This window comes from Pseudoalteromonas sp. SR43-3 (genome assembly GCF_014163875.1).
GTDB classification, from domain to species: Bacteria; Pseudomonadota; Gammaproteobacteria; order Enterobacterales; family Alteromonadaceae; genus Pseudoalteromonas; species Pseudoalteromonas distincta.
The window spans coordinates 61,738-82,329 of the sequence record NZ_JACJEC010000016.1 but is presented as its reverse complement, the minus strand read 5'-3'; the positions used below and the strand labels follow the sequence as shown (position 1 = coordinate 82,329).

The 20,592-nt window shown below is 38.4% G+C and carries 20 protein-coding genes; 3 read left to right on the top strand and 17 right to left on the bottom strand.

From position 1 onward, the window contains the following. Positions 1–154 precede the first annotated feature (154 nt). The 8 genes from H5088_RS15840 to H5088_RS15805 all read right to left on the bottom strand — a co-directional run bounded on the left by H5088_RS15840 (position 155) and on the right by H5088_RS15805 (position 9,383). Complete coding sequence (locus H5088_RS15840; RefSeq protein WP_039489283.1) at positions 155–685, bottom strand: peroxiredoxin-like family protein; 531 nt, start codon at positions 683–685, stop codon at positions 155–157. A gap of 113 nt (positions 686–798) precedes the next feature. Next, positions 799–2,196, bottom strand: a complete 1,398-nt coding sequence (locus H5088_RS15835) for a sigma-54 dependent transcriptional regulator (protein ID WP_082007326.1) — start codon at positions 2,194–2,196, stop codon at positions 799–801. A gap of 9 nt (positions 2,197–2,205) precedes the next feature. After that, positions 2,206–2,580, bottom strand: a complete 375-nt coding sequence (locus H5088_RS15830; RefSeq protein WP_039489282.1) for an Hpt domain-containing protein — start codon at positions 2,578–2,580, stop codon at positions 2,206–2,208. A 108-nt stretch (positions 2,581–2,688) separates the two neighbouring features. Further along, the gene (locus H5088_RS15825) at positions 2,689–3,429 is read right to left on the bottom strand and encodes a bifunctional diguanylate cyclase/phosphodiesterase (protein ID WP_039489281.1); all 741 of its coding nucleotides are present in this window, start codon (positions 3,427–3,429) and stop codon (positions 2,689–2,691) included. A gap of 500 nt (positions 3,430–3,929) precedes the next feature. Further along, a complete protein-coding gene (locus H5088_RS15820; protein WP_182715663.1) occupies positions 3,930–4,220 on the bottom strand; it encodes a hypothetical protein in 291 nt (96 codons plus the stop codon). A gap of 688 nt (positions 4,221–4,908) precedes the next feature. Further along, a complete protein-coding gene (locus H5088_RS15815) occupies positions 4,909–7,719 on the bottom strand; it encodes a PAS domain-containing hybrid sensor histidine kinase/response regulator (protein ID WP_182753636.1) in 2,811 nt (936 codons plus the stop codon). Next, complete coding sequence (locus H5088_RS15810; protein WP_182682043.1) at positions 7,712–8,323, bottom strand: isochorismatase family cysteine hydrolase; 612 nt, start codon at positions 8,321–8,323, stop codon at positions 7,712–7,714. Before H5088_RS15810 ends, H5088_RS15815 begins: the two co-directional genes overlap by 8 nt. 22 nt (positions 8,324–8,345) lie before the next feature. After that, positions 8,346–9,383 (bottom strand): response regulator, encoded by a 1,038-nt coding sequence (locus H5088_RS15805; protein WP_259398125.1) that lies wholly within the window; start codon positions 9,381–9,383, stop codon positions 8,346–8,348. A gap of 258 nt (positions 9,384–9,641) precedes the next feature. Here H5088_RS15805 and H5088_RS15800 point away from each other — a divergent pair, with 258 nt between their 5' ends. The 3 genes from H5088_RS15800 (at position 9,642) to H5088_RS20355 (ending at position 12,737) form a co-directional block, all read left to right on the top strand. Next, positions 9,642–9,905 carry a GrxA family glutaredoxin gene (locus tag H5088_RS15800; RefSeq protein ID WP_024595981.1) on the top strand — a complete coding sequence of 88 codons (264 nt, stop codon included), beginning with the start codon at positions 9,642–9,644 and terminating at the stop codon, positions 9,903–9,905. 160 nt (positions 9,906–10,065) lie between these two features. Then, positions 10,066–11,910: a DEAD/DEAH box helicase gene (locus tag H5088_RS15795; RefSeq protein WP_024606656.1), complete on the top strand. Its 1,845-nt coding sequence runs from the start codon at positions 10,066–10,068 to the stop codon at positions 11,908–11,910. A 512-nt stretch (positions 11,911–12,422) separates the two neighbouring features. Continuing rightward, positions 12,423–12,737, top strand: coding sequence for a hypothetical protein (locus tag H5088_RS20355; RefSeq protein ID WP_240915864.1), 315 nt, complete (start codon positions 12,423–12,425; stop codon positions 12,735–12,737). Between the two features lie 76 nt (positions 12,738–12,813). On the opposite strand, the gene H5088_RS15785 is transcribed toward H5088_RS20355, so the two are convergent. From H5088_RS15785 to prmB, 9 genes are all read right to left on the bottom strand, one after another. Beyond that, positions 12,814–14,367: an AbgT family transporter gene (locus H5088_RS15785; RefSeq protein WP_182753633.1), complete on the bottom strand. Its 1,554-nt coding sequence runs from the start codon at positions 14,365–14,367 to the stop codon at positions 12,814–12,816. A 142-nt stretch (positions 14,368–14,509) separates the two neighbouring features. Further along, positions 14,510–14,785 (bottom strand): YfcL family protein, encoded by a 276-nt coding sequence (locus H5088_RS15780; RefSeq protein ID WP_024596509.1) that lies wholly within the window; start codon positions 14,783–14,785, stop codon positions 14,510–14,512. Next, on the bottom strand, positions 14,782–15,945 hold the full coding sequence (locus tag H5088_RS15775; RefSeq protein WP_154903375.1) for an ATP-NAD kinase family protein: 1,164 nt from the start codon (positions 15,943–15,945) through the stop codon (positions 14,782–14,784). The genes H5088_RS15780 and H5088_RS15775 overlap by 4 nt, the downstream gene beginning before the upstream one ends. Further along, on the bottom strand, positions 15,935–16,489 hold the full coding sequence (locus tag H5088_RS15770) for an elongation factor P hydroxylase (protein ID WP_182753630.1): 555 nt from the start codon (positions 16,487–16,489) through the stop codon (positions 15,935–15,937). The genes H5088_RS15775 and H5088_RS15770 overlap by 11 nt, the downstream gene beginning before the upstream one ends. 118 nt (positions 16,490–16,607) lie before the next feature. Continuing rightward, positions 16,608–17,069: a zinc-ribbon domain containing protein gene (locus H5088_RS15765; protein WP_182753629.1), complete on the bottom strand. Its 462-nt coding sequence runs from the start codon at positions 17,067–17,069 to the stop codon at positions 16,608–16,610. Between the two features lie 61 nt (positions 17,070–17,130). Then, a complete protein-coding gene (locus H5088_RS15760) occupies positions 17,131–17,778 on the bottom strand; it encodes a glutathione S-transferase family protein (protein WP_182753626.1) in 648 nt (215 codons plus the stop codon). Between the two features lie 106 nt (positions 17,779–17,884). Next, complete coding sequence (locus tag H5088_RS15755; protein ID WP_024591638.1) at positions 17,885–18,262, bottom strand: DUF4112 domain-containing protein; 378 nt, start codon at positions 18,260–18,262, stop codon at positions 17,885–17,887. Positions 18,263–18,381: 119 nt separating this feature from the next. Next, positions 18,382–19,479, bottom strand: a complete 1,098-nt coding sequence (gene aroC / locus H5088_RS15750; RefSeq protein WP_002962170.1) for a chorismate synthase — start codon at positions 19,477–19,479, stop codon at positions 18,382–18,384. Between the two features lie 64 nt (positions 19,480–19,543). Beyond that, on the bottom strand, positions 19,544–20,479 hold the full coding sequence (gene prmB / locus H5088_RS15745) for a 50S ribosomal protein L3 N(5)-glutamine methyltransferase (RefSeq protein ID WP_007377743.1): 936 nt from the start codon (positions 20,477–20,479) through the stop codon (positions 19,544–19,546). Positions 20,480–20,592: the final 113 nt, after the last annotated feature.

Sequence of the window (20,592 nt, the reverse complement as noted above, 5' to 3'; positions counted from 1 at the left end):
TATGTTCGTTAATCATAATGTGCCCTCAAACAAGATTTGAAGATCTGATCATGACATTGAGATTTAGTTCAAAAAAATCCCCGCTAATTTCTTAGCAGGGATTTGTGTATAAGAGACAGCTAAAAAGTGCCTTTTGAAACCATGAAAATGAATGTTATTTAATAAATGTGCCTCGGATTGGGTAGTCGTTTTCTCTAGAAAACTTAATTCCACCTAGCAGTTGCTCTAAATCAGGACGAACAAATGGGCTGTTTGATATATCGACCATTTGAAGCTGATTTTTTTCATTAAGTACAAAAATGCCTGGCTCAGCAAATGGATGATCAGTTTCTGCATCACTGCGAGGCTCGCTAATATGTAGCCCTAAATCGGTCATTTGTTCGATTGTTAAACCATAGTAAATTGGGAAGTTAATATCTATTTTTTCAAGATGTTTATTAAGCTGCTCATGGCTATCACCACTTACTGCAACCACTTCAACACCAGCATCTTTAAAGTCTTTATGAACTTTAGCAAGCTCGTTAAGTTGCGCAGTACATTTAGGGCAGTGCTGGCCTCGATAAACAACAATCATTTTCCAGGGAGAGTCACTTACTCTATCAACTAAATCTACCTTATTCTCATCAACATCACTCACTACTAGTGATGGCATAATATCCGCAGGTTTTAAACTAGTGTTACTCATTGCGATCTCCTTTTACTGTGTCAGATTAAAAATTAATTTGCTCTTACCCATAAAGCTTAGGGTAACTTTTATTAATTCAACCTGAAAAGTGTAATTAAAAATCGATTATAACTTTAAGACCATCCCTTTATTTTTCTATAAATGGTAGATGCACTAACCCCTAGATAAGCAGCAGCAAGAGGAATATTGTCTTCACAGCTTTTAATTGCATTTTCAATCGCCCTTTTTTCAACTTGCCACAAAGGTTCTATATCATGAACAGACATAGGCGATAGTTGAACACTCTGCTCGTTTGTATTGTGAACTGACTTAGCAGATATCGAGTGCTTCACAGCGCCTAATCCAAATGAGCTTGGTAGCATGTCTTTTTCAATTACATCGCCATCATTAATAACAACGGTGTTTTCAATTACATTTTGTAGTTCGCGAATATTTCCTGGCCAATCGTAATTACAAAAAAGCGCCTTAACTTCATCAGAAAAACCAGTGAAATGCTTTGCATTACTATCGCTTTTTTGTTTCAAAATATACTCAGCAAGCAGTAATATATCGCCTCCGCGTTCTCTTAAAGGGGGGAGCTTTACGGGGATAACATTTAAACGGTAATATAAATCTTCTCTAAAACGCCCCTCTGCAACCTCTATGATTGGGTTTCTGTTTGTTGCACAGACTAAACGAACATCGCTGTGTAATACTTCACTACTACCCACCTTACTAAAAATACCTGTTTGTAAAAAGCGTAATAACTTTGCTTGTAAGTTAAGTTCCATTTCACATAATTCATCTAAAAATAAGGTACCGCCGTTGGCCACTTCAACAGCCCCTTTTCGATCGCTTAATGCCCCACTAAACGCACCTTTAACATGACCAAAAAATTCTGATTCAAATAGCTCAGCAGGGATAGCTGCACAGTTTATGGCAATAAATGGTCCTGTATTTCTCGGGCTTGTATCATGAAGGGTTTGTGCGCAAACTTCTTTACCGGTTCCACTTTCACCTGTGATAAATACACACGCTTTACTTCTAGCTGCACTATCAAGTAATCTAAAAACGGTTTTCATTGCCAGTGATTCACCAACAAAATCTTGATTTTTATCTCTGTTTTTAACCAATGGTTGAACTTTAACTTGCTCTTTTGGCGTCAAGGCACTTTCTACTGAACTAATGAGTCGTTGACTTGTGAAAGGTTTTTCTAAAAAATCAAAACCGCCTAAACGCATTGCTTCCACTGCAATATCAATAGAGCTGTTTGAGGTGATCATGACTACATTAGCAGGATTTTTCTGCTTATTTACAAATTGTAATACCTCAAGCCCACTTATATCTGGCAAGCATACGTCTTGTACTATGACCGCTGGCATTTTTTCTTTAATACCTACTAAAGCAGAGTACCCATCTGTAAAGTGTTTGCATTGGAAACCAGCCTGTTCAAGCTGACTTGCATATAAAGCACCACTGGCAATGCTATCTTCAACTATATAAACAAGACCTTTATCGATTATATCTGACACGGCTTTCTCCTAGATAGCTATACTATTACTCATTATTTGATACGCATCTCGGGTTTTATCCAAGTTGTGTTTAATAACAAGCGCTGCGTGCAAGTTTTCTTGTGTAGTTGACGGTGGCGAATCGTGTAATTGTGTTGCTAAGGCGGCTAAAGCAGATGCACCATATAAAGCTGCTGAATTTTTTAAGACATGCATTACTTCTTTAATTTTTATAGTATCTTCACTACTAATTGCCGTATCTAATTGGTTAGCCATAGTAACTAATTCATCAATAAATAATTTAATTAAACGAGCTAACACGGTTGTCCCAACATCCTTTTCGAGTTGAGTTAATACATTTAGCTCGGTAATACTTTTATCGACAAACTGCTCTGATATGGGCATAGATAACCTTTGTGTAAGTTAAAACTTCGTACACTAATAAAATGTAAGAGTTGTAGTTTAAGAGTAATTTGTTTTTTGCATTTTGCAAATCAAAATGAATATAAACATTTACAAAGCCCAAGTATCAATACTTTTAGTTAACGTTTGCGGCTTATCTAGCAGGTATCCCTGAGCTATATCGCAACCAAGTTGTTCTAATATTTGTAATTGCTCATTCTCTTCAATACCCTCTGCTACCGTTTGTAAACCCAATCGTTGAGCCATCGCAATAATTGCGCTACATAACGTAAAGTCTTCATTATTAGTTGCAATACCACTTACAAAACTGCGATCAATTTTTAAACCATCAATATCAAATTGACGAAGTAAACCTAAAGAGGCATACCCAGTGCCAAAATCATCAATCCACACCTTTACGCCTTCTTTGTGGAAGTTTTCAAACGCCTTAGCTATTTTATCAGGACTATGAATGAGCGCTGTTTCCGTTAATTCGACTTTAATAGCCTGTGGTGGTATTTGGTGCTTTTCTAGCAAAGACATTACTTTTGAAAACACATCACCATCTAAGATTTGTACCGGTGAAATATTTAATGAAACAGCAATATCTGTCATACCAAACTGCCGCATATGTTTTAAATCAGACAAACATTGCTCAAAAATCCAGTCACCTAATTCTAAAATCATTCCCGATTGCTCTACATGAGGGATAAACTCATCAGGGCCAACAATGCCAAAGCGCGGTGATTGGCACCTTACTAGCGACTCAAAGCCGACCAGCTTTCCAGATCCCAATGATACAAGCGGTTGATAAACCATTTTAAAATAATTATTTTGCATTGAATCAGACATGATCCTCTCTAACTCATGCCATCTTGCTAGATTGACTGGTTTTTCCGATTCTAGGTATTTAAACGCACTCATGATTTTGCTCCGGTTTCACTCTTAGTGACTTATTATATTAAAGAGCAATTTACAGGCCATTTTAAATACAAAAAAACAGAAATAAAAACCAATATATTCAGGTAGTTAAATTAGAATATTAAATGGATTTACTTCTCCCATTTCATTCGCATTTTGCAATTCAGTTTGCAATGCAGCTACATTGGCAATGTGAGCGCTTAATCGAGCTTATAAAACACAGATAAGCCAGTTAATAGATACTGACCAAAGCTAATATTAGCAATTGTATATGAGAAAAGAGAAAGCTTTGATAAAACCCTGTTTAGGTTAAGCACCATCTAAATTTAAGAGAAAATAAATAATTTTATGGGGAGGGATAAAAATTTAAATTGGTGGTAGGAACATAAAAAAACGCAGGCAACTATAAATAGTTACCTGCGCAAAAGTCTCTAGTTTGAAAGAGTGTCGTTATTTTCGTTTTTAGAAGAAGTTACATGTTGTGCATAGTTGGTATTTTGCGAGTCAAACGTATTACTCATCAACTGAGCGTTTTCAACATCAGCTTGTGTAAAAGTAATTGGCTGAATATCTGCCAGCGGTTCAATCGAATCGCTACCTCGTAAAACTGTTATACCTATTACTAAAGTGGCAACAAGCAAAATTGACAAAACCATAATTTCAGGTGTTAGTACCCAATTGTTACCTTTAGGCTGTTGTTTGGCTTTTGTGTTTGTTTGCATATTGCACCCCTTAAAAATTTAACTAAATTCGTCTTGATTTGATATTTAATATATTGCGAAAGTCGTGCCAACCAGATAACAACTTTACAAAAAAGTAAAAACCTTACAAAATCATGTCGTTAAAATAAATTAAAGGTATGATTGAGTATTTAAATAAAGTTCATAACATTTTATTTTTATTTTGAATTGCAATTTGCGAATCAAATTAAAAAAACCCACACTAAAAACACTCATTAATTACTAAAAAATAAATTTAACTTACCCCTAAAATACTAGGTTAATTTCTCCGTTTATCAAGTTTTATGCAACGCAAACCCACTTTTTATATTGTCTGTTGATCTTTGCGGATTAAAATTCGTTCAAACTACAGGCGGTTTAATCGCGGCGCGAGGTTTATAACCTAGCGGGATCGGTAACTGCTCCTGCGTTACCCTACTGACTTACATCGATGTAAGACCGAGCAAAGCTTCCGCGTTCTGCTCACGCCCCTTACCTACATCCATGTTGGCAACAAAGAGTAAATAGCCCTTAGGAAGAAACCTTTGGGCAGCGCCTGTTTGGCATTAATGCTACGTTATCACCCATTTATGGAAAATAACCACACTGCATAGGCTCAACTTTGCCTAAATACCAAACACACTGCTACAAACTTAACCCTAAACGTTTAACAAACCCTAGCCTTCATTGCTCAACTCAGCTTTCCCCACACTTGCGCTAAACGAGAGAGCTTTAAATGTTTAGATTCAATAACCTGCTCTGGGGCATATTTATCAAGTAATAAATAAAGTGTCTCACTTACAATTGGCTTAGCTAAATAGTCATTCATCCCCGCGTCTATAAATCGCTCTTTATCACCATGAATCGCATTTGCAGTGAGTGCTATTATGGGGGTGGTTATACCTAACTTTCTGATTGCTTTAGTTGCAGAAATCCCATCGAGTATTGGCATTTGGATATCCATAAAAATAATATCAATTTCATCGTTTTGCGCCTTTATTATTGCCTCTTGACCATCACTAACAATATGTACACGGCAACCTTTTTGTTCTAAAAACTGCCGAATTACAATTTGATTATTCGTATTATCTTCAGCAACTAATACCTTGGTTCCGCTTAACTGAGTTAACCCTAAGGGGCTTTCTAAAGTTTCTTTTTGCTCACGATTGGTAAATATAATATCCAAATGAAACAACTGCTCTTCTAATAAACTAATTGCCCGTAGTACATGGGATACTTTATAAGGGCCATTTAACCTAAGCTCTCTGTCGTTAATATTTTGCGGTAATAAGCTTTTACCTAGCAAATCTAGGATGAGTAAACACGGTGAATTAAGGGAGTTGTATGTATTTATACGCTCGCGTGTTTGGGCTAACATTTGAGGATCAGTTAGTACAATTGCATCAGGAAAACTATCGTACTTGGGTATATCTGGGCATACTTCGTAGTGTTCAAAAGTGATAGAAAACCGAGTGAGCGTATGCTCCAAGGCTGTTTTTAGAATTTCGTGACTTCCTACTATCCATACTTTTGGCTTTTTACTTCGTGCTGCAAACCCTTCTCTTAAAATTGAGTCAGTTGTGTCTATTTGCAGCGGGTAATTAACTATAAACTCGCTTCCTTTATTAAACTCAGAACTAACCGAAATATCTCCACCTACCACATCACAAATTTGCCTACATATCGCAAGCCCTAAGCCACTGCCACCATGCTTTCGAGTAATTGAATTATCGGATTGAATAAAAGGCATAAACATACTGTCAATTTTATTTTTTGCAATTCCCATACCCGTGTCTTTTACAGATATATAAAGGTTTAAATTATTACCTTCAATATGAGTGCACTTAACAGTAACCGTTATTACACCATGTTGAGTGAACTTAATCGCATTGGCTAATAAATTTATGACTATTTGTCTTATACGGGCATGATCACCAATTACTTGAGCTGGTACATCAGGATAAAAATCAAAAATAACCTCAAGCCCTTTTTGTAAAGCGCTTTGGGAAATTATATCTATTGCTTCTTCAATACACGTATCAATACTAAATGGCTGATTATTGAGTGTTATGGCTTGTGCTTCAAAACGTGAGTACGTTAATACATCGTCCAATACACTTAATAGCGCGTCAGAACTTGTTTTAATCATTTGTGTATAGCGCATTTGTTCAGAAGTTAAACCGGTATGATGCAAAATATCTGCAGATCCAATCACAGCATTTAATGGTGTGCGAATTTCATGACTAATATTTGCCATGAATCGGCTTTTTGACTCCGCTAGGGTTTCTGCCTGATGTTTAGCTTCAAGTAATATTTGCTCGCTTTCAATACGCTCTTGTATATCCACAAGTGTCGCAGCAATTGATGATAAATCACTTTCGTAGCCACCAACAATTGGAGTAAGTGTAATTTCGACCCAGTTATTTATACCTTGTGCATTAATTAAACGTATATCAAAGCGACGAATGTCACGCTTACCTTGTTTATAATCAAGTAAAGTGCTACTAATTTTTTCTACATCTTCTTTTGCTATAAACTTAATTATAGGTAAGCCAAGGCTCTCATCTACCTTGCTGTGTAGAACTCGCTGCCATGCTTGATTTATAAATAATAGATTGCCAAATGTATCAAGGCGTAAAACAATATCAGGGATATTATCAACGACAGAGTGATAATTATATTCTATCTCTGCCATTGCTTGTTCGGCTTTAACTCGCTGCGTAATATTAGTTTCTATAGCGATAAAGTGCTTTACTTGGCCTTCATCATCTCGCACTGGGTTTGCATCAATAGCAACCCAATAAATATTACCGTTTTTATCGTAATTTGTAGTTTCAACTTGAAAAGGAAGTCCATTTTTTACGGCATGAGACATGACCTTACGGCTTTTTTCACATGTTTTTGGCCCTTGCAGTAAATGACCAGGACTGGTGCCTATAACCTCATCACAGGTGTAACCTGTAAGTACTTCAAAACTATTGTTAACCCACTCAATTACGCCAAATTTATCTGTAATTATCACTAAGTTATTTGTATGGCTCGCAACAAGCGATAAGCGTTTTACATATTTTTGCTGTTGTGTAAGCAAAAATTGTGAGTCTTTATGACGTTGAATGTCATAGAGTGAACCTATAAAACCGCTTTTTTCATCATAAACTAGCCTCAACTCAAACCAGTTTAAGAGTCCGTGACTATTTTTTATTTGTATTTCTACACTAGGAGTCTGCTTTCCTTCAAGCAAACAACAACTGTATGCAACAAAATGCATAATATCGTCACAATTCATTAACTTAGTAATATTAGAACCAATTAATGAATTGCTTGAGTAACCTAGTTTCTTCTCCCATGCTTCGTTAATATAGGTAAGATTTAAATGTTTATCACACTCAAAAATACATTCATCTAAAATAGCTAATAGCTTTGCTTGACGTCGATTACTATTGGAGAGCTTTTCGACCAATGCATATTGGATTTGCACTTGTAGTTCATCGTTGTTATCCATGCTCTCTCCAATGCTTAATAAAAGTTTTACTATCACAAACTCGCGCATAAAGAGGAAAAACCTCTTCACAGTAAAAAGTTTGTTCAAAAGGAGTGCGACTCGATGTACAGTCACTTAAAATAGTGACGTTAAAACCAAGTTCAACAGCCGTTCGCGCAGTTGAGTCAATACAAATAGAAGTCACCGTGCCGGCTAAAATTACATTAGTGACACCATGTTCTTTGAGCTTTTGCGCTAGAGCAGTATGTGTAAAAGCATTTAAACCTCTTTTCCCAGGCACCACTTCTATAACATTGCTAAAAAAATCTAGCTGCTCAATGGTTTGAGCGCCGTACGAACCTGCTTTAAATGCGCCCACATCAGCAATAGCTTTTAATATGCCAATCGGATTTTTAAGCTCACTGTAGTTTTGTGTAAAATGAATGGGTGTATTAACAACTAACGCAAATTGCTCTGCACAGGCGGCCAATAAAGAGAGTGTATTTTCTACCACGCCAGTAATTCTTGACGACTCTTCAACCACGTCATACAAAATACCTTTTGGTGAAAAGTAATCATTTTGAAAACCAATCAAAATAAGCGCTGTTTTAGAAAAGTCATGCATCATTGCCACCTTATTAACCAATTTAAGACGCTAATTGCCAAGGTTTAATAAACTTTTCGAGCACTGCTTTGGTCACTGGTTTTTGTAAATAGTGCGTAATACCTTTTTCAAATAACTCAGCTATCTGCTCATCCCCTGTTAGCCCCGTTAAAATAACTTTGGGTGTATCATTATTAGGGGTATTTTGACGCACCAATTGCTGTGCTACGTCACTGCCAAACATTCCTGGCATGCGCTCATCTAAGAGCAGTAAATCAAATGGTTCATTTTGAGCAAGCGTTAAAGCACTAGCGCCATTTTCTGCACATGTTACTAAGCAGCCCAGCATTTCGAGCATCACTTTTGTTGCAATTTGGCTTGGTAAGCTATCATCCGCCACTAATACAGATAAACGTGTTTGCGTATGAAATGTTGTTAAAATGGTAATGAGGTCAGTATCAAAAAATGGCCAACCTAGTATTTTTCTAGATAGTTTATTCTCTTGGCTCAGCTCACTAATGTCGCTAATAGTGCATAACTTTATGTGTCTATTTATGCTGTCACCATTTAGTTTATAAGTTAGCGCGTCACCACTAAGGTGACGTAAATCCTCAATCTGTACCGTTTCCTTAAAAGTGCTATTGAATAATTTAAAATTTAAGCCAAAGCGCTCATGGGTATTATCCGATGTTATTAAACAACTTTTAAATAACGCCTCACAATCAGTTAGAACATCTATATTTTGGCTAATATCAAGCGCCAAACTAACTGACTCTTTTGTTGCTAAAAGCCCATGAAAATCCAGCGTGTTTACTTGCTCAGAATCATCAATCTGGTAATGAAGGCTAACCCCTTGTATATTTGCTTCTAGGTTAAGTAAAAAGCTCTGCTTTACAGATGCTAGCGCTGGAATCAGAAATTCCTCGCATTGCGCAATCATTTGCTCAAGAGGAATTTGCAAACAAACGTAGTTACATTGCAACTTGTTAATTAAAGTAACTGAAAAATTTCGATTTTGGGTTTCACAATATTTACCGATTACCCCTTGGATAATTTCTAAGACGTGACTATTAATATTCATAAAGTATTCTCGTTAACCCAATGTATACCTCTTAATCATCAAGTTATGTGCCACAAATTAGTTCTTGTAAACACACTTGCATTCATATACTTAAGTATTAGACAGACAGCGCTTTAGTTTCTCATTCGCATTTTGCAAATCATATTGATATGCAATATATGATTTATAGTTTTTATTAGAATGGTGTAATCGATTTTTTTTGCTTTAAATAATTTTTCAATCATTTAAACTGATTTTAATCAAATTGAGGAGAAAGCTATGTTAACTGTAATTTTTGGCCGTGAAGGTTGTCCATATTGTGTTCGTGCAAAAGATGTTGCGGAGCAACTATCAAATGAACGTGATGACTTTAAATTTCGCTACATCGATATAATTAAAGAAGGCATTAGTAAAGCCGACCTTGAAAAGTCAGCTGGTAAACCTTGCCCTACCGTTCCACAAATTTTTGTGGATCAAAATCACATCGGTGGATTTACAGAATTTGAAGCTTACGCAAAAGAAAACCTAGGCTTGTACAAATAAGCGTTGTATTAAATATGTTAACCAGTTTAATAAACCCCAAATCAAACTGGTTAAATTTCGACCAACATCAAACACATAGAAATTAGTTTCAATTTATACAAGCATTTGCCTCGCGAATCCTATATAATGCGCGCCTCTTTAAATTCGTTGAGGCGTATTAATGTCAGAACCAGTCACGTTTGAATCTCTAAATCTTTCTCCTGCAATTTTGAAGGCAGTTGAAGAGTTGGGTTACAAGACACCATCTGAAATCCAAGCTCAATGTATACCGTTATTGCTAGAAAGAAAGGACGTACTGGGACTAGCTCAAACGGGTACAGGTAAAACCGCAGCATTTGCACTGCCATTACTAAATAATATTGACCCGTCTGTGAAACAGCCACAGATCCTTGTACTCACACCAACACGTGAGCTTGCGATCCAAGTTGCTGAGGCATTCGAACAATATGCTAAACATGTTCGTGGTATTGAAGTATTGGCACTATATGGTGGCCAAAGCTACAGTATCCAATTAAGCGCACTTCGTCGTGGCGCTCAGGTTATTGTTGCAACTCCAGGTCGTTTAATCGATCACATTAACCGTGGCACTATCAAGTTTGATGCTCTACAAGCACTTGTACTTGATGAAGCCGATGAAATGTTACGTATGGGCTTTATCGATGATGTAGAAAGCATCATGGAAAAAACACCGCGCGAAAAGCAAACATGTCTTTTCTCTGCGACTATGCCTAAGCAAATTCAAAACATCAGCAGCAAGTATATGAACAATCCTGAACAGGTTCATATTTCTGCGCGTAACTCGACAGTATCATCTGTTGAGCAAGTGTTTTGGAATGCAAGCGTACACAAAAATAAAGCAATTGTTCGCTTCTTAGAAGCTGAGCAATATGAAGGTGCTATTGTTTTCGTACGTACGCGTAACGATACAGTACAACTTGCTGAGTTATTAGAGCGCGAAGGTTTCTCTGCTGCTCCACTTAACGGTGACATGAACCAGCAAGCACGTGAACGCACTGTAGATCGCTTAAAAAGTGGCATGCTAAACATTGTTATTGCAACAGATGTAGCGGCACGTGGTCTAGATGTTGACCGTTTAAGCTTAGTTATCAACTACGATATCCCACAAGATTCTGAAGCCTACGTTCACCGTATCGGCCGTACAGGTCGTGCTGGTCGTACTGGTAAAGCAATCTTATTCGTAAAACATAACGAACGTTATTTACTTAAAAATATCATTCGTCATACGAAGTCTGAAATTGCTCAAGTTGAATTACCTACAGCAAAAATTGTTGAAGAAAAACGTATCGAAGCGTTACAAGCAAAATTAACTATTGCGCTTGAAAACAAAGACATCACGTTCTTCAATGAAGTAGCTACTAACATGGCTGAAAAACTTGATCTTCCTCTTGAAAGCTTAGCGGGTGCGTTACTGTGTTTAGCACAGCAACAGTCGCCAATTAAAGTTGAAGAAGTTAAGATTCAACCTCGTGAACGTAACGAGCGTAACGACCGCAATTCACGCAACGATCGTGGTGACCGTGGACGTCGTAACGAACGTGGCGGCGAACGTGGTGGTGAACGCGCTGAGCGTAAACCTCGCGAACGTAACAGCCGTGATGCAGGTCCTATGGATACGTACCGTATCGAAGTAGGTCGTGAACATGGTGTTCAGGTTAAAAATATTGTTGGCGCTATCGCTAACGAAGCTGACATCTCAAGCAAGTTTATTGGTGATATTCGTCTACACGACAATCACAGCACGGTTCAATTACCGCAAAACATGCCTAAAGATGTACTTGATCACTTCCAAAAAGTGTTTATTTGTAAACGCCCTATGGGCTTAACAATTACAACTGATCAAGGTCCTGCTGAACCACGTGGCGAACGCTCTGAGCGTCCAGCTGGTGATAAGAAACGCAGCTTTAATAAAGATGACGGCGCACGCGGTGATAAGCGCAGCGGTCCTCGTAAAGAACGTCGCCCTGTAAGCTTCACAGCTAAATAAGCAACGACTCTTTAATAAAAAAACCTTGCCACGAAAGTGACAAGGTTTTTTTGTTTTTAAGCTGCTGCTACAGTGAAAACAAAGTAAACTTTCGCGTCAATTCAATAGCGGCTTGAGATAGTTTTTTTAGCCTGAGTTCGGGTTGCTTAATGCCTATAAATACATTTCTCTGATTTTTAAAATAACAAAAATTCTGTAAACTAGACAAAGGCTATAGTTCACGGACGAATTAAAAATTGAAAAAGATTTACGACAACTTGCTCTTTGTAGCAATAATACTCCCCATTTTATTATGCATCACTATACCTATTTTAATGGACTTTACAGATCCACCATTCATCTCAAATGAACTATACGACGCTGTTTTCTTTATAACCCTCCCTATTATCTGTTGTGCACTATTTATCTATTTAAATATACTTATATTCAATAAATATAAACGCTGCAGTAAATATAGAGAATCACTTAAATACAATTTCTCAGATACTAAAATAAAATTAGCATCCATTTTCATGTACCCATTATCCCCTTTATTAATCTTTGGAATACTCTATGTTTTTATCTCTGATCCTATTAAATTATGGGCTTACTACACACAAGGCGACTATTGGTATAAAGAATACATCCTGACCGATGTACAAGAGTGTGGCACTGAGTATGAAGATAGCTGTACTCGTTTATACTTCAAAGACCCTAAAACGAATAAGATTCATGATTTTAGGTGGTATGACGATAAGTCTACAATAATGAACAACAAAAATGATTATGTGTATATTGTTGGAGAGGCCAGCTTATTTGGCTATATAGTGAGAGATTTAGAAAGATAACTTAGACTTACTTTTACATTACAGGACTTTTATTTAAAAACCTCACTCAAGTGAGTGAGGTTCATAAAGGTTTAGGCTAAGGCAATGCTGGATAGATGTAGCTTGCATCTAAACCTAAAGGAATACCAAGTGCCCAATAACCTAATAAAAAGATACTCCAGCCAATCATAAAGGCAATTGAGTACGGCAGCATAATAGCAATTAAAGTGCCTATACCGGTGCCTTTGACATACTTTTGACAGTACACCACCACTAATGGGAAGTATGGCATTAACGGTGTAATAATATTAGAGCTTGAGTCACCTACACGATAAGCGGCTTGAGTTAAGTCTGGCGAAATGCCAAGTTGCATTAACATCGGCACAAAAATGGGGCCAAGTAACGCCCATTTTGCTGAACTTGAACCTACAAACAAGTTAACAAAGCCAGTTAAAAAGATAATGCCTACAACCGTTACTGCACTTGGCAATTCCATCGCCTTTAATAACTGCGCACCTTCAATTGCGAGCAGTGCACCTAAATTTGATTTACTAAATGCAGCAATAAATAGCGAACAGAAAAACGCCATGACGATATAATATGCCATGCCGCTCATCGCTTTACTCATAGCATCAATCATATCTTTTGAAGTATTAAAGGTACCTACCGTAAAACCATATACAGTGCCTGGGATCCAAAAAAGTAAAAATATTAGTGGTACAATTGATTGCATTAAAGGAGAGCTAAAATTAGTAAGGGATCCGTCACTACTGCGCATTGCAGAATCGTCTGGAGCAGAGACAAATGCTAATAACGCAAGTCCAGCAATCATCACGGTACTGGCTATATAAAAGGCACGTTTTTCATCACTACGTGCATCTTCAAATACAGGTAAATCATCTTTAGCACCATCAACTGCTGTTTTTTGTAAACGTGGTTCAATAATTTTATCGGTAATGTACCAGCCTAATGCCACAATAAATAAGCTAGATGCTGAAGCAAATGCCCAGTTATTTAACGGGTTAATTGTTATTGCAGGATTAATTATTTGCGCCGCACTTTGGGTAAAGCTTTGTAGCAATGGGTCGATACCCGATGGAATAAAGTTAGCCCCAAAACCACCACTGACTCCTGCAAATGCAGCTGCAATACCCGCAAGCGGATGGCGTCCTGCTGCATAAAATATAACACCGGCAAGTGGAATAACTAATACATAACCTGCGTCAGTAGCGGTATGGCTCACAATGGCCACTAAAATGATTGAAGGCGTTAATAGCTTTTTAGGAGTAACTTTAAGCATTAACTTAAGGCCGGTATTAATAAATCCCGAATGCTCTGCAACACCGACACCTAACATAGCTACTAAAACGACACCTAAGGGAGCAAAGCCAGTAAAGGTTTTTACCATAGAGGATAAAAAAGTAGCGAGCGAATCACTTGCCAGCATATTATTAATAATAATCGCTTCACCGGTACGTGGGTCTATTGCATCAAAGCTCACGCCTGAAAACCACCACGACAAAAACCAAATCAATAACATTGCAAATAGAAATATTACGGCTGGATCTGGAAGCTTATTTCCTACTCGCTCAACAAAATTTAAAAAACGCGCTACAACCCCTGAAGGTAAAGCGTCTTGATTATTATTCATTTTTATTGTTCCTAAAATTTATTTTAGTAACAATATCGCATAAAAACAAAACAGTAAATTAACATGGGAATGTGCTTTAAAAGTTTTGGGCACAAAAAAACACGATAGTGATAAACAAATCGTGTTTTTTTGCCACTTAGGGTTAAGCGAGGGCTTTAACTTCATCCCACAAGCGTGCAACTAATGCCTTGTCTTCTTCGTTAAGCTCGCCGTTGCGATATGCTTTAACTAAGCTTTGCTCTACAGTTTCATTTAGCTCATCTATACTGATTGTCAGCTTTTCTACTTCGGCATAACCAACTGCAAGATCAAAATGACCTCGTAAATAGCCGCCAGCAAATAACTCATCGTCAGTTGCTTTTATTACTAAATCATCGAAGTACTGCTGGGCTGCATCGATATAGTTCACTAAACTCATTTATTAATCTCCTGGTTTTGCAAAGCACCTGTATTTTCAAGGTTTTGGTGCCCTACTGCATACATAATATGGTCGTTAAATCCGGTGGTTACTTTAATATAACCGGTTAATTCATCATCTAATTCGCCATCGCCTGTATCACAAATAAGGGGGCGACCATTAAGCGCTAGTAGTTTTGTTTTTGTTGCTACTACAATAATATTTTCTTTGCCAATTGCGCGTATAAGCAAAGGACTCAATTGCTGGTTACCACGGCCAAATATATGCCCTTGCCCGCCAATGAGCGTAATGACTAACTTAGTACTTTGATCATGTGTAAGCTCAAGCAATTGCTTAGCCGTTAAATCTTGGGCAACTAAGGTTTGATCTTTTATTAAATCAACACCAAGTAACGTATTTTCAAGCCCCATTTCTTCCATTATGGCTTCAACCGTTGAGCCGCTACCCATAATATAAAATGTGTCTTCATCCATTTGCGATACAACATGCGCTGCAATGTCGGCAAGTACGAGTTCGTCGGTTTCTTTACCGCCATTTTTAACCGCTTGCATATAGCGTACTTCGCTAGGTGTTTGCATTTCGCCGTAGCGTTTGGCTTTTACTGTGCCTTGCCTGAAAGCATCTTCATCTATATCCATTACATCTGCATCGGCTAAGGTAACTAACTCCCCCTTAACCAGCATTTCGACTACGCGCCCTGCAGCCTTTGGCGTGATAGCGTAAACACCAGAATGAATTTTACAACCTGCGGGAATACCAAGTACGGGAATGGTATCCTCTATTGCATGGCAAATGTTACGTGCTGTACCGTCGCCTCCGGCAAATAAGACTAAATCAACACCAGAGTTTTTAAGTATTTTTGCGGCTTGTTCTGTGTCATCTGGGGTTGTTATTGCAGAAGTGTTATATACAACCTCTACATTAAAGCCCAAAGCTTTTGCTGTTTGCTCACCCATGTCACCGTTAACAGTGTAAATGGTTAAGCGTTCTTTATAAGGTAATAGCACCTCAAGCGCTGCTTTTGTTCGGCTATTTGCTTTTGGCTCTGCGCCTAACTCTATTGCTTTTGCCGCTGTGTGTGCGCCATCACTGCCTTTTAAAGCGACTGTGCCACCTAAACCTGCTACAGGGTTTACAATTAAGCCTAATTTAAACGCCATTACAAAGCTCCTTTGGATGTTGCCACTTAAATTGCTGCGCTGTTAAGGGCCACGGTGTATTGTAAAAATCACACACTTCTTTTAAAAGTGACTCTGTACGAGAGTTAAAGCCATTTTCGATTAGCGATAATACCCGTGCATATACTCGCTGCTGAAAATCAAACCGACACGTTTGCTCGCCGTTTAAATTATCCACCGACACATTAAAATTAAACCCTGCTGCGGTGCTTAATAACCACTCTATAGCTTGGGGCTTTACTTCTACCTTTTCAAACTCAGCTTGTTTTTGTTTGTCGCGCCCATCAGGGCAGTACCAATAGCCGTAGTCTTCTAATAACCGACGTGCATCACCGGCCACCAGCCAGTGTGCTATTTCATGTAATGCACTGGCATAAAAACCATGCGCAAATACAACCTGGTGATATGGCACCTGCTCTGTTGCTGGTAAATACACAGGCTCACAATCGCCTTTTATCAGTCGTGTATTGTGACTTTGATAAAAAGTGCGCTCAAAAATTGAAATTAGATCAGCTATTTGATGCATAAAAATTGATTAATTCGTCTCGGTTACAGCGCCATATTAGCGCACTAAAAACGAGACGAATTGTACGGGCTTTTACAACTAAAGTAAAAATAAGGCGTGATAGTAAAATATAAGCGGATTAATCTTTCACTTTATTGATATTTTTAATAATACCTAAACAGTAAAGCGTATTGGCAAGTTCTTTACGCTGTGTTTTTTCACTTGAGGTTTTATTGGCTAAGCTAGTTAACATATCGTACCGTTTACGTAGAGTTAGTATATATCTGGCATGCTTACGGCATTCAAAACAACGTGTACAGTGTGAATCGACCCAAAAATCAAGTACCTCAAACCAATATTGCTGCTCTTGAGCAAAAAAAATAAATGCCTTAGAGCAACTTTCGCACTTCTCTTCAATATCAACATAAAGTGCCCGAGGGTCAATGGCATAGTTTTGCTTTTTTATATCTGCCAATATTACCGTATTAGGGAAGTATTTAAGCCTCGAGTAACGCCAGTGCGCATTCTCTATCGCCTCTATTGTCACTGAGGTATTGGTAGTTATCGATTTATTGCCATACCTTGGGTGATTTAGATACATGAGCAGCCTAGTTTAAACTTATGATTTTAAGGCACATAACATGCCATCTGAAAAACAATAATTATACAGGCGTTCCTGCTTCATCACACTCTACAATATCGGTTTCGGTTAATGCCTGAGTGATCCATGCTTGCAATACGGGGCAACGCATAACAAAGTCACAATATTGTTGCGCCTCTGGCGATAACGTAATTTGATACGTTTTTAAACGCAATACAATAGGTACGTACATAGCATCAGCAATACTAAAGTCACCAAAAAACCACTCGTTTGGAAACACATCTTGTTGCTGTGCAAATATCTCGTCTATACGGGCTATGTCTTTTAATGCTTCGCTCGATAGGTCTACTTTACGGGTAGCTCTTATATTCATTGGCACTTCGCTGCGCAGCGCCATAAAGCCTGAATGCATTTCAGCGCTTAGCGCACGCGCTTTAGCTCTTTGGGTAATATATTTTGGCCATGCAGCGCCTGATAAGTAAGCATCGTTAATATATTCACAAATGGCTAGTGAATCCCAAACCTGTAAATCGCCATCAATTAACGCTGGAACTTTTTGCACAGCAAAGGTCTTTTTTAGTTCATTGTAAAAATTAGGGGTGTCGAGTACCAGCTGGGTTTCACTAAACTCAACATCAAATTTACTCATTAAATACCATGCGCGTAATGACCAGCTGGAGTAGTTTTTATTACCGATAAATAATTGCATATTGTAAATACCAAAGTGAATAGACGCTCCTACCTTACTAGGTGATTAAACAACCAACAACATTTTGTTTAAAGTCTCTTTGCTAACGGTTACTTAAAGCTATTAATTACTCACTTAACTGCTTGTTTAAATGTTTTTTTAATAGTTGTGTATTACGCGTATTAGCTTTAAAAAACGCATCAAATATATCGCCAAAAAACGGCACTAAGCCGCCCACAAAGTCAATGAGCATATTGATAATCATCTTAGTCTTTATACGTTTACTCACACCTAAACGCTGCGCTTCTATAAGCACATAGCTTGATAAAATTAGCCCTGCGGCATCACCTATAACGGGAATTAAACCAATCACAGCCTCTAGGCCTATATTAAATTTAGTAAAAGGAATACCAATGCTGCTATCCGTTAACTTACTGAAACGTTCTAAGCGGGCTATTGCAGCCTGGGCTTTTATTTGTGAGTGTTCATTAATATTATCGTTCATGATTACTACCCTCCTTCTTGCAGTATATAGGACCTACTTGAACAACTCCTGAAAGGCTTTAAACTAAATTACAGACATAAAAAAACGCGGTAATCCGCGTTTTTTATAATTATAAATACTTAAACAGAGCCGTTAATTGGGCCGTGCTGATGATTTACATGCGGATTTTGTCCGCGTTGACGCAGTAAATGGTCCATTAATGTAATAGCCATCATTGCCTCAGCAATCGGGATTGCACGAATACCCACACACGGATCGTGACGACCTTTAGTGATCATCTCAACCGCTTCGTTGCTTGTATTAATGCTGTTACCTGGAATAGTAATGCTCGACGTTGGCTTAAGCGCAATAGAAGCAATAATATCTTGCCCTGTCGAAATACCCGCAAGTACGCCACCTGCATGATTTGATGTAAAACCCTCAGGGGTTAGTTCATCACGATGCTCAGAGCCTTTTTGCTCAACTACGTCAAAGCCATCACCAATTTCAACGCCTTTAACAGCGTTAATACTCATTAATGAATGTGCAAGTTCGGCGTCAAGACGGTCAAATACTGGCTCTCCAAGACCAACAGGTACATTGCTTGCCACTACTTTTACTTTAGCGCCAACTGAGTCACCTTGCTTTTTAAGGTCACGCATATATTCGTCAAGCGCTTCAAGCTTACTTGCATCAGGGAAGAAGAATAAGTTATTTTCCACTTCATCCCAGTCAAACGTTTCCGCCTTAATAGGGCCAAGCTGACTTAAACATGCTTTAACTTCAATCCCATGAAATTGCTTTAAGTATTTTTTAGCAATAGCACCTGCCGCTACGCGTATCGCGGTTTCGCGTGCAGATGAACGACCGCCACCGCGATAATCGCGCAAGCCGTACTTATGCCAATACGTGTAATCGCCATGACCTGGGCGAAATACATCTTTAATTTTGCCGTAATCTTGCGAGCGTTGATCGGTATTTTCAATCAATAAACCAATGCTGGTACCTGTGGTTTTACCTTCAAAAACGCCTGCTAATATTTTTATTTGATCGCTTTCACGGCGCTGCGTTGTGTAACGGCTTTGGCCTGGTTTTCGGCGATCTAAATCAATTTGTAAGTCGGCCTCTGTGATTTCAAGACCTGCGGGAGTACCATCAACAACGCCGCCTAATGCAACGCCGTGGCTCTCACCAAAGGTGGACACTTTAAATAACTGCCCAATGCTATTACCTGCCATTAACTTTCCTCATTCCTAATGACTACCAATAGCCAAGCACAGGGCTTGGCTATTCATTTTTTACTTATTTTGCAAAATACTCATCTAGCTGCTTTTTACTAATTACAAATACACCTAAGCCGCCTTGTTCAAATTCAATCCATTCAAACGGCGCGCCCGGATACAGTGCATCCATATGTACCATAGAGTTACCAACTTCTACAAATAACAAACCGTTATCAGTTAGATGTTCACTCGCTTCGCTCAATATAGTACGGGTTACATCTAAACCATCGTGGCCTGATGCAAGCCCAAGCTCTGGCTCATGATGAAATTCGCGTGGTAAGTCAGCCATATCTTCTGCATCAACATACGGTGGGTTTGCTACTATAAGGTCGTATTTTTGACCTGGTACACCGCTAAATACATCAGACTGAATCGGTAACACGCGATCACTCAACATGTAATCGTTAATGTTAATGTCTGTGACTTCAAGCGCTTCATACGATATATCTACCGCATCAACTTGTGCCTGCTCAAAAGCTTGCGCAAGTGCAATTGCGATACAACCCGAACCCGTACATAAATCTAATATACGGTTTACCGATTGTGGCTCTTCAAGCCACGGCGTAAAGCGGTTACTAATAAGCTCGGCAAATGGTGAGCGAGGTATAAGTACACGTTCATCAACATAAAACGGCATACCCGCAAACCATGCAATGTTTGTTAAGTAAGGTACTGGTGTGCAGTCGTTAATACGTTCTGCAATAAGACCCGCAAGTCGGTTTTTTTCTGTGCTTGTTAAACGCGCGTGCATTAATTCTTTTGGCGCATCAACAGGCAAGCTAAGCGCAGGCAGTAATAAGCTTACAGCTTCATCCCATGCGTTATCTGTACCGTGTCCAAAAAATATACTACTACTTGCAAATTGGCTTGTAGTCCAACGTAACCAGTCATGTAAAGTTGACAGTTCTGCAACGGCTTCTTCGAGTGTTGCTTCTTCTATTTGTAAATCGCTCATATATTTTTACCTGTATTAGCTTACTGACTGTTTTGAGTCTTTAAGACGATTGCATTGCCTATCTGCGCTGGGCAAATTACAATTGCCCCTCATTTAAGTATTGTACCGCCTTT

Bases quoted from the DNA above. Each gene is read 5' to 3' on its own strand.
- H5088_RS15840 (WP_039489283.1), bottom strand. From the start codon at position 685: ATGAGTAACACTAGTTTAAAACCTGCGGATATTATGCCATCACTAGTA.
- H5088_RS15830 (WP_039489282.1), bottom strand. From the start codon at position 2,580: ATGCCCATATCAGAGCAGTTTGTCGATAAAAGTATTACCGAGCTAAAT.
- H5088_RS15825 (WP_039489281.1), bottom strand. From the start codon at position 3,429: ATGTCTGATTCAATGCAAAATAATTATTTTAAAATGGTTTATCAACCG.
- H5088_RS15820 (WP_182715663.1), bottom strand. From the start codon at position 4,220: ATGCAAACAAACACAAAAGCCAAACAACAGCCTAAAGGTAACAATTGG.
- H5088_RS15815 (WP_182753636.1), bottom strand. From the start codon at position 7,719: ATGGATAACAACGATGAACTACAAGTGCAAATCCAATATGCATTGGTC.
- H5088_RS15810 (WP_182682043.1), bottom strand. From the start codon at position 8,323: ATGCATGACTTTTCTAAAACAGCGCTTATTTTGATTGGTTTTCAAAAT.
- H5088_RS15805 (WP_259398125.1), bottom strand. From the start codon at position 9,383: ATGAATATTAATAGTCACGTCTTAGAAATTATCCAAGGGGTAATCGGT.
- H5088_RS15800 (WP_024595981.1), top strand. From the start codon at position 9,642: ATGTTAACTGTAATTTTTGGCCGTGAAGGTTGTCCATATTGTGTTCGT.
- H5088_RS15795 (WP_024606656.1), top strand. From the start codon at position 10,066: ATGTCAGAACCAGTCACGTTTGAATCTCTAAATCTTTCTCCTGCAATT.
- H5088_RS20355 (WP_240915864.1), top strand. From the start codon at position 12,423: ATGTACCCATTATCCCCTTTATTAATCTTTGGAATACTCTATGTTTTT.
- H5088_RS15785 (WP_182753633.1), bottom strand. From the start codon at position 14,367: ATGAATAATAATCAAGACGCTTTACCTTCAGGGGTTGTAGCGCGTTTT.
- H5088_RS15780 (WP_024596509.1), bottom strand. From the start codon at position 14,785: ATGAGTTTAGTGAACTATATCGATGCAGCCCAGCAGTACTTCGATGAT.
- H5088_RS15775 (WP_154903375.1), bottom strand. From the start codon at position 15,945: ATGGCGTTTAAATTAGGCTTAATTGTAAACCCTGTAGCAGGTTTAGGT.
- H5088_RS15770 (WP_182753630.1), bottom strand. From the start codon at position 16,489: ATGCATCAAATAGCTGATCTAATTTCAATTTTTGAGCGCACTTTTTAT.
- H5088_RS15765 (WP_182753629.1), bottom strand. From the start codon at position 17,069: ATGTATCTAAATCACCCAAGGTATGGCAATAAATCGATAACTACCAAT.
- H5088_RS15760 (WP_182753626.1), bottom strand. From the start codon at position 17,778: ATGCAATTATTTATCGGTAATAAAAACTACTCCAGCTGGTCATTACGC.
- H5088_RS15755 (WP_024591638.1), bottom strand. From the start codon at position 18,262: ATGAACGATAATATTAATGAACACTCACAAATAAAAGCCCAGGCTGCA.
- aroC (WP_002962170.1), bottom strand. From the start codon at position 19,479: ATGGCAGGTAATAGCATTGGGCAGTTATTTAAAGTGTCCACCTTTGGT.
- prmB (WP_007377743.1), bottom strand. From the start codon at position 20,479: ATGAGCGATTTACAAATAGAAGAAGCAACACTCGAAGAAGCCGTTGCA.